Below are 8,345 nucleotides of genomic sequence, written 5' to 3' on the forward strand. Positions count from 1 at the left end.
AAACAGGTTCAATTGGTCAATGCTCTGTAACTCGTTCAGGCTCATGATGGTATTCATCCCCCTATCATGAACAGCTTTCAGACTCATTTCATGTTGGAATCACGTCCCCCCTTCAGACTCATTCCATATTGGAAAAGGCTGATGGTGGACATCGACCACTTCAAACTGTATAACGACCACTACGGCCATCAAGGGGGGGACGATTGTCTCCGGCAAGTTGCCGCCATCATCGGCCGGGTGGCCCGCCGGCCGGCCGATATCGCGGCCCGCTATGGCGGCGAGGAGTTTGTGCTGGTGTTGCCGGAAACCCCGCTGGAAGGGGCGGTGAAAATAGCGGAAGAGGTGGCCGCCGGCGTGCATGCCTTGCGGACGCCGCACGCCAAATCGCCGGTTTCCCCATATGTAACATTGAGCATGGGTGTCGCCAGCATGGTGCCGAACCGGGAAACGGAGATGAAAAAGCTGGTCGAGCGGGCCGACCAGGCGCTGTATGCGGCGAAGCGCCAGGGGCGCAACCGGGTGAAGGCGGCTGAAGAGTAGGCGTGCGGGGGTGGATATGGGAAACGGGGAACGGATCATTGTCAAGGTCGACGCCGACCTTAAAGAACTGACGCCGGGCTTTTTGCAAGCCCGGCATGAAGATGTGGCGGGGATTGCCGCCGCGCTGGAGACGGGGGATTGGGGCGTCGTGTATGTTTTGGGGCATAGCATGAAGGGTTCCGGCGGAGGATACGGGTTCGACGAGATCACCGCCATCGGCGCCGTCATCGAAACCGCCGCAAAGGCGAAGGACGCCGCGGCGGTGAAAGCCGGAGCCGCCCGGCTGGCGGATTACCTGGGCCGCATAGACATACAATACGCCTGATCTCCGGCGTGGAGCGTTATCGTGATGGGGAGGCCATGGAAAAACTGAAAGTATTGATCGCCGAAGACGAACCGTTAATGCACAATCTCTTCCGTCTGGGGCTTAACCCCGAACTGTACGACCTCAAATTCGCGGTGAACGGGAAAGAGGCGTTCGAGGAGTGGGAGCGGTGGCATCCCGACGTGGTGATGCTGGATATCATGATGCCGGTCATGTCCGGTTACGTCGTGCTCAAGGATATCCGCCGCATCGAGGAGGGGAGCGGGCACAGCACGCCGGTGATCGTCACCACCGCGCTTGGCGGCAAAGGCGACGTGATGGACTGCGTGAAGCTGGGCGTGCAGGGGTATCTGGTGAAGCCGATAAATTATAACGAGCTGGCCCAAAAGATAGAAAGCTGCGTCAACCGCGTATAGCGGTCCGGTTTGAAATTGCCCTCATCGTTGTGCGCGGATTTTGTCATTCTGAGCCTTGGGCGAAGAATCCCTTTCCGGAAAGAGATGCTTCGCTGCGCTCAGCATGACAAAACCTTTGACTTAGATACAAGAAAGATGCGGCGTTTTCACGTATAGTCTGGCATCGGTTCCGCGCGGTGGTTATAATACCGGCATGGCAAACGAATCCGCGAAAATGAAAGTGCTCCTGGTCGACGACTCCAAATCGGTTATCGAGCTTTACAAGCTTGGTTTGAGCGACGATCTGTATGAAAAGAAAATCGCCATGAACGGCCGTGACGCCCTGGAAATTTACGAAAGCTGGAATCCCGACATGATCGTCCTCGACATCGTCATGCCGGAGGTGACCGGCTTCACGGCGCTCAAGCAGATACGCAGATTGGAAAAGACAAACGGCCGCCATACCGCCATCGTGATGGCGACCGCCCTGTCCGACAAGGGCGACATCGTCGACTGCGCGCGGATCGGCATTCAGGGGTACATCATAAAACCGTTCAAGCACTCCGAAATAGCCTCCCGCCTGGAAGGGTATTACGCCGCGTTCCAGAAAACCCCCAAGCAATAGCCGCGCCCCTTCCCGGCGCGCCGTCCGCGGGGCGGCATCGGGCAAACTTTTTTACGCGCCGGGCGCGGAGTGGCATAGAATAATTCCGATGAAGGACGTAATGCGCCTCTGCGAGCGGCTGGCGCCGCCGGGTTTGGCGGCGGACGGCGACAACGTGGGGCTTGTCATCGGCGATCCCGCGGCCCGCTGCGCCGGGATTGTGGTGGCGCTGGACCTCACCGGAGAGGCGGTTGCGGCCGCCGTCGCGGCGCGGGCCAACCTCATCGTCGTCCACCACCCGCCGATTTATTATCCGCTGAAGCGGATCGATCTTTCCACGCCGCGGGGGCGGATCATCGCCGCCGTATTGCGTCATGGCATCGCGGTCTACGCCATGCACACCAATCTAGATTTCGCCCCCACGGGGCTTAACGATTATGTGGCGCGGCTGGTGGGGCTGAAAAATGTCCGGCCCGCCGCGGGGCCGGGGAAAGCGGTGTACCGCATCGGCACGTTGGGCGGTGGAATGACCGCCGCCGCGTTTACCCTTCAGGTGAAGAAGGCGCTGAACATTTCATCGGCGCGTTTGTACGGCGATGGAAAAAAGACGGTTAAGGCCGTGGCGGTCTGCACCGGATCGGGGGCGGATCTGCTGGCCGACGCGGCCGCGCGCGGGGCTGATCTGCTGCTGACCGGCGAGGTGCGCCACCACAACGCGATGGAATGCGCGGGGCGCGGAATGTGTATGATAGACGGCGGGCATCTGGGCACGGAACGGCCGATGGTGGCGCTGGTTGCGGCCTATTTTAAAAAGATGATGGCAAAATCCGGAAAAAGGACTAGAATCACACCCTTATACATTGAAGAACCATTTAGGGACTATTGAGGAACGCGGTGGAAAAAAACCTGGAACTTCTTATTGATCTGCAAAAGGCCGACGACGAAATCACCCGGATGGAAGCGGTCATCGGCGCTTTCCCCGCGCAGTTGAGCCAGCACGGGTCGGCGCTGGGCAAGGACAAGGCCGCATACGAGGAGTACAAGAAGAACCTCGAGGCCGTCAACAAGGCGCGGCTGGAAAAAGAGCGCGAGGTGGAAGAGAAGAAGGCGGCCATCGTCAAATCCCGCATGAAGCTTAACGACGTGAAGACCAATCAGGAGTATCACGCCGCCCAGCAGGAAATCAAAAACATGGAAGAGGCCATCGGGCGGCTGGAAGACGAGCAGCTTGAGATCATGGAGCGCCTCGACACGGCGAAGGCCGAAGAAAAAGGCCTTAAGGAAAAAGTCGCGGCGGAGGAAAAGGAATTCGCCGCGTTCAAGGCGGTGAAGGAAAAGGAACTGGCGGAAGTCAGGGCGAAGGCCGAAGCGGCCCACGCGCGGCGCAACGGCATCGCCGCCGCCGTCGAGCCGGGCAGCCTGTCGCAGTACGACCGGGTGTTCAAGGCGCGCGGGCGCAAGGCGGTGGCCGAGCTGAAAAACGGCTTCTGCTCCGCCTGCCACCAGATGGTGTTGCCGCAACTGGCGCTGGAAGTCCGCACCGGCGCGCGCCTGCACAACTGCCCGCACTGCAACCGGTTCCTTTACGCGCTTCCTGACTCGAAATAATTTTGGCGAAGGCGGACAGACGGCCGCCGCGCCCGGCAACGGGGGCGGAGGAAAGTCCGGACACCATAGAGCGGGGCACTCTTTAACGAAGAGCGGGAGCAATCCCAGGGAAAGTGCCACAGAAAAGATACCGCCCCTACATTGGGGTAAGGGTGAAATGGCGAGGTAAGAGCTCACCGGGCCGGCGGCGACGCCGGCCGCATGGAAAACCCTGTCCGGTGCAAGGCCAAATAGGGGGGCGTTTCTCCGCAAGGAGAAGGGAAGCTGCTCGCTTCCTGCCCCCGGGTTGGCTGCTTGATCCCGCCGGCAACGGCGGGGCTTAGAGAAATGGCCGTCGCCCTTTACCGGGTACAGAATCCGGCTTATAGTCCGCCTTCGCTTTCTTTACTTCTTTTGTCATGCCGGATTTGACCCTTCCCGTGTCATCCCCGCGCAGGCGGGGAACCAGCAAGCTTGAGTCTTCCTCCTCTTGGACTTGCCCTTCTTGGCAGGGTAGACATTCTTGTCTGCCGTTGCCCCCATAGAGGGCAAGCATTGCTCCCCATTTTGGCGCCGCAGGATTCATCTTTGGGGTTGCCGCGCCAACGGCAAGGATTACGGGTTATAATAAACCCACGGACAAGCCCCATAAGGGCCGTAACCGCGTTTTTTGACAGGAGCATGAAGGGTAAATTATGAATTTAAAGGTCGACGAAAAGGCGGACGCCCTGTATCTCCGGATGGACTGGTGAGTTGCTGTATAGAATATTGTCAATTCTCAAGCCATATTAATCTTTTTCCGCTCCATAATATTGGTGGGCGCGAATATTGCAGTGCGCATCTTCCATGGGAAAGTACCCCTGACTCCAACGATGGAAAGGCAAGATTTACCCCTGCGCAACGATCCGAATTTTATTTTAAATTAAAACATTTTCTAAACGAGACCATTTTTAAGGAAGAACCAAAAAAACAATATCAGTTCGATCAGGTCGTATTTCCACCCGATTTTTATCTTGAGCCCCTAATTCACATTTTTAATAGAACATGCTTGATTAGTTTTAGGAATTGTTTTTTTTATGGATTGGCACAATTTAGGGCGCCTGAGGGCGGAGTGAGGTCATTTGAGTTCCAATTAGCAATAATTGGATCTACTTTCCAAGGTTACGCAGATTTTGAAAACTGTACATTTCGAGATCACGTCAATTTTGTAAGCACAACATTTAATGGCGTGGCGTTTTTTAAGAACAGTTCTTTTCTTGTTGGCGGTAGTTTTATTGGGGCGACATTCAGGAAAGCAGCAGATTTTACAAAAACCCTATCATCTCCTGTTGCGCAGAGAATGGATTTTTCAAGGGCGGTATTTGGTCCTTATGAAAGTTCTCGGCATTCTGAAATGATTAGTTTCCGTAATAGGATTTTTAGTCATGATTTAATTTTTGATGATGCTCTGTTTTATTGCCCTCCAAATTTAAATGGGGCGGAGTATGGGGAGGGGATTAGTTTTAAGAATGCCAGGTTTGCATCTATCGCCCCAAACGATTATTTGCATTATCGAAACTTGGCTGAAAAAATGAAAACGATAGGTGCGTGGCTTGAGCATCAAGCGTTTTTTGAGGCCGAACAAGAATCATTAAGGGTGGATAAAAATACCCCGTTTAGCATCCGAACTGTTGCCTTATTTTATAAGCGGTTTTCATCATACGGGGCAAGCTTTTCTCGGCCTCTGATATTATTTGCCCTGCTTCAAATATTTGCATTTTGCTTGTATTTCAACGCCAATCGCTTCGTTGATTGCTGTGCAAATGAACTGGCATGCTATGTGTGTGGTTTGGAATGGCCGCAGACAATAATGTTCACGCTAAAGCAAGCCATCCTTCCATTTGATATTCTTAAGGAGCAGATTATAAAGACGCCTAGCGGTGCTATAAAAATAATTGAATACCCATACCAATTAAGAGCAATTGCAATTGTTCATTCAGTTTTGTCCTATTTTCTTTTTGCGCTCTTTTTCTTTGCGATTAGAAGAAGATTCAGGCTCCAGTAAGGCGGCTTCCCAAAAAAACCCTGATTTAAGTTGGGAAGGTTTTTTCTGGCTAACAAGGACATTTGACCTCCTCTTTGTTTTGACATTGGATAAGAACAGTTTCGGGGTGTGGCCTCATTGTAAGCTGGAGTTTTAAGCACATTGTAAACTTCAAAAAGATACCGCTGTATAATGGGGTCAACGGGAATAATGGTTATCCGGCTCAGCATTCATTCGCCTTTGGAGGTAATAGACCATGAAAGCTAAAAAGGGTTTCGATTGCGTGGAGATGAAGCGGCGCGCCCAAGAGAAGATTTATAAAGAAACAAAGGGCATGTCGGTGGACGAGCAGTTGGCGTACTGGAAAAAGCATGAGCAAGCCTTCCAGCGCGAGTTTGCCAAAAAGACGCGGGCTGCCCGCCGTCCCAAAGTCATTCACGCCTGACCCCGTTTCTGTGGAGGTAAGTTTCAGCGGGGATACAGAAGGGAAAGAAGACTGGATTCCCGCCTTCGCGGGAATGACAAATCAAAGGAAAATGGGGAAGGCGCGTCAGCGCGCGGCGGCGGTGGCGGATGAATGCGGCCGTTTCTTTTTGCGGTCGTGGCCGGTGGTGATGGTTCCGCGCCGGTCGGCGTATTCCTGCCGTACCGTTGCGGGTTGGCGCATGATATCGCCGCCGCCGAACGCTTTGCGGATTTGCAGGTGCAGGTTTTCTTTCCACGCGAGGAGGCGGAGGGCCGCCGATTTCGCGATGTCCTTCATGTCCATCTTGCCGAAGGCTTCTTCGTAAAGCTTCGCGACCATATCCGCTTTATCCCGCGCCGCCTGATTCGGCGCGTAGGCGCGCGTGCTCCGGAACATCGGGCGGAACCGAATGGCGTATTGCCGCCATGATTCGAGGCGGAGGCGCAGAAATTCGTCGGGGCCGCTGTCCGTCGACGGCACGTATTTCATGAGTTTCGGATCCCAGGCCAGTCCGTTTTTTTCGTTGAACTCGATATCGTCTCGCAGCCGCAGGTATCCGCGCACGGCCGTGTGGGCCATGCTGAGGATGCCCGGCCCGTGGGTTTCGTATTTCCGTTCGAACGCTTCCTTCAGGATGCGCGAGGTATCCTGGAGCGTGAAGTTGGGATGGTGGAACCATATTTTGTCCTGCCCGTGCTGCTCGGGGTACGGGATGTCCATGAGCAGTTTCCCTTCCACTTCGTAGTCGTTGTACAGGCGGGTGCCGGGGATGGGGCCGAACTGCATGAATTGGAGCATATCCGATTCGAGGCCGATGGCCCAGTCGATGTCCTCTTCGATGGTGTGCCGGTCGTGATGCTCCATGAAGAGTATCGTCGAGGCGAGCACGGTGATCCCGTGATCCTGGATGTCTTTTATCAGGGCGTGCAGGTCCACCCCTTGCGTTTTTTCAAACACGTTCCACTTCGATTCCACGCCGATCCAGACGAAGTTCACCCCCATGCGGACGAGGAAATCGACGCCCATGCGGGTGATGGCTTCCGCGGACGAGAAGATGGAGAAGGTGTAGGCTTTCTTGTGGGCTTCCATCTCCGCGAGCAGCGCGGCGGCGCGCACCGGCATTTTGCAGAAGTTCTCGTCCATGAGCGAGAAATCTTCCGTTCCCATCGCCGTTTCAGATTTCCGGCACGCGGCGAAGAGATCGCCCCCCTCGCGCAGGAACGAGGTGTACTGTTTCTCGAATTTGTGGGCGGTGGCGCAGAACCGGCAGGAGTTTTGGCAGCCCACGCCGGGCAGGATGATCGCGCCTTTGTCGAAAACGGGCGCGCCGTAAATGTATTTTCTGACGGACGAGGGAACCACCGGGTGGATGATGGGGCGTTCCTGGTGCGGCTCGTTGAAATAGGTGCGCAGCCAACGCACGCCCTCCCCGCGGCAGACCTCGTCGTAGTCGACATGATTTTTGAGGTTGGGGATGGCCGCGCCGTGTCCACCGAGCAGTATCTTTGTGGCGGGGGAGTGTTTGCGGACGTAATTGGCCATGCGCGCGGCTTTCAGCACGTTCGGCACGATGAAGGAGATGCCCACGTGCGTGTAGTTGCCGTTCCGAACCTCCTTGGTGAATTCTTTCCAAGTGGGGAAATCGAGCACCGTCGCCGGGGTCAGTATGTTCTCCGCCAGCAGGTAAAGCCCGAAGCTGGGGTTGTTCTGGCGGGGGGAGTGGATGCCCTGTTCGCGCGTGACCTGGTTGTTCAGCAGCTCCATCGTGCAGAGCGCTTCGCCGTATTCGTCGGAAACTCCAAAGGGTTTGAAGACGCCGGTGAGCAGAAGTTTCGTCTTTGACATGCAGTTTCCCATCAATATCGGTTCATTCCCGCGTTCGCAACACTCCAGTCATGCCGGGCGGGCCGGCAAAGCTGGCGACCGGACTTCGCTACAAACTCCGGCGCGGGTTGACGGAAAAGCAGACGCGCGCCCTGTTCCCCCCCGCGGTGAAGCAATGTCGCCCGCCGCAGCCTACTTAAACAGGCAAATCCATTTTTCCCAAATGGCCCACTTAGACCATATCCTAAGTTGAAGTTTACCAAAGTTTCGGTGGAAAAGCGAAAGGTAAAAGCGGAAGCGGTGTTATGCGCGTATGCGCCACCGTTCCATCAGGCGCGATTCGCCTGCCAGCCGGCTGTCCGGTTTTTTTGAATTCCGTTTTTTCGGCGGGTTTTTTCCATGATGTAATTTTAGCGGCAGGTAGGGAATAAAGCATTTAATGGTGACCTCGGCGGGAACGGCCACTCTCGCGGTCGCGTCACGCTCCCGCTCCATCGGCCCGCCGCGTTCGCTAACCGCACGTCCCTGTGCGGTTGCGCTCCCTCATCGGTCGCGCACGCTCACTTGCTTCGAATCCCGCC

General features: G+C 55.5%; 9 protein-coding genes and 1 other RNA gene. 9 read left to right on the forward strand and 1 reads right to left on the reverse strand.

All coding sequences use genetic code 11. From position 1 onward, the window contains the following. Positions 1-66: 66 nt before the first annotated feature. The 9 genes from HZA03_06015 to HZA03_06055 all read left to right on the forward strand — a co-directional run bounded on the left by HZA03_06015 (position 67) and on the right by HZA03_06055 (position 5,919). Positions 67-540 (forward strand): GGDEF domain-containing protein, encoded by a 474-nt coding sequence (locus HZA03_06015; GenBank protein MBI5637511.1) that lies wholly within the window; start codon positions 67-69, stop codon positions 538-540. A gap of 16 nt (positions 541-556) precedes the next feature. Continuing rightward, positions 557-865 (forward strand): Hpt domain-containing protein, encoded by a 309-nt coding sequence (locus HZA03_06020; protein MBI5637512.1) that lies wholly within the window; start codon positions 557-559, stop codon positions 863-865. A gap of 35 nt (positions 866-900) precedes the next feature. Then, positions 901-1,281 (forward strand): response regulator, encoded by a 381-nt coding sequence (locus HZA03_06025; GenBank protein ID MBI5637513.1) that lies wholly within the window; start codon positions 901-903, stop codon positions 1,279-1,281. Positions 1,282-1,474: 193 nt separating this feature from the next. Continuing rightward, positions 1,475-1,885 carry a response regulator gene (locus HZA03_06030; protein ID MBI5637514.1) on the forward strand — a complete coding sequence of 137 codons (411 nt, stop codon included), beginning with the start codon at positions 1,475-1,477 and terminating at the stop codon, positions 1,883-1,885. An 88-nt stretch (positions 1,886-1,973) separates the two neighbouring features. Then, the gene (locus HZA03_06035; GenBank protein MBI5637515.1) at positions 1,974-2,750 is read left to right on the forward strand and encodes a Nif3-like dinuclear metal center hexameric protein; all 777 of its coding nucleotides are present in this window, start codon (positions 1,974-1,976) and stop codon (positions 2,748-2,750) included. 8 nt (positions 2,751-2,758) lie between these two features. Beyond that, positions 2,759-3,472, forward strand: a complete 714-nt coding sequence (locus HZA03_06040) for a hypothetical protein (GenBank protein ID MBI5637516.1) — start codon at positions 2,759-2,761, stop codon at positions 3,470-3,472. A 7-nt stretch (positions 3,473-3,479) separates the two neighbouring features. Further along, positions 3,480-3,853: RNase P RNA component class A (rnpB, locus tag HZA03_06045), an RNA gene on the forward strand. Between the two features lie 826 nt (positions 3,854-4,679). Next, the gene (locus tag HZA03_06050; protein ID MBI5637517.1) at positions 4,680-5,495 is read left to right on the forward strand and encodes a hypothetical protein; all 816 of its coding nucleotides are present in this window, start codon (positions 4,680-4,682) and stop codon (positions 5,493-5,495) included. A 235-nt stretch (positions 5,496-5,730) separates the two neighbouring features. Further along, the gene (locus tag HZA03_06055) at positions 5,731-5,919 is read left to right on the forward strand and encodes a hypothetical protein (GenBank protein MBI5637518.1); all 189 of its coding nucleotides are present in this window, start codon (positions 5,731-5,733) and stop codon (positions 5,917-5,919) included. A gap of 105 nt (positions 5,920-6,024) precedes the next feature. Here the strand turns inward: HZA03_06055 and HZA03_06060 are convergent, their stop codons facing one another. Then, positions 6,025-7,785, reverse strand: a complete 1,761-nt coding sequence (locus HZA03_06060; GenBank protein MBI5637519.1) for a radical SAM protein — start codon at positions 7,783-7,785, stop codon at positions 6,025-6,027. Positions 7,786-8,345: the final 560 nt, after the last annotated feature.

The sequence above is a fragment of the Nitrospinota bacterium genome, assembly GCA_016217735.1.
Lineage (GTDB): Bacteria > Nitrospinota_A > UBA7883 > JACRGQ01 > JACRGQ01 > JACRGQ01.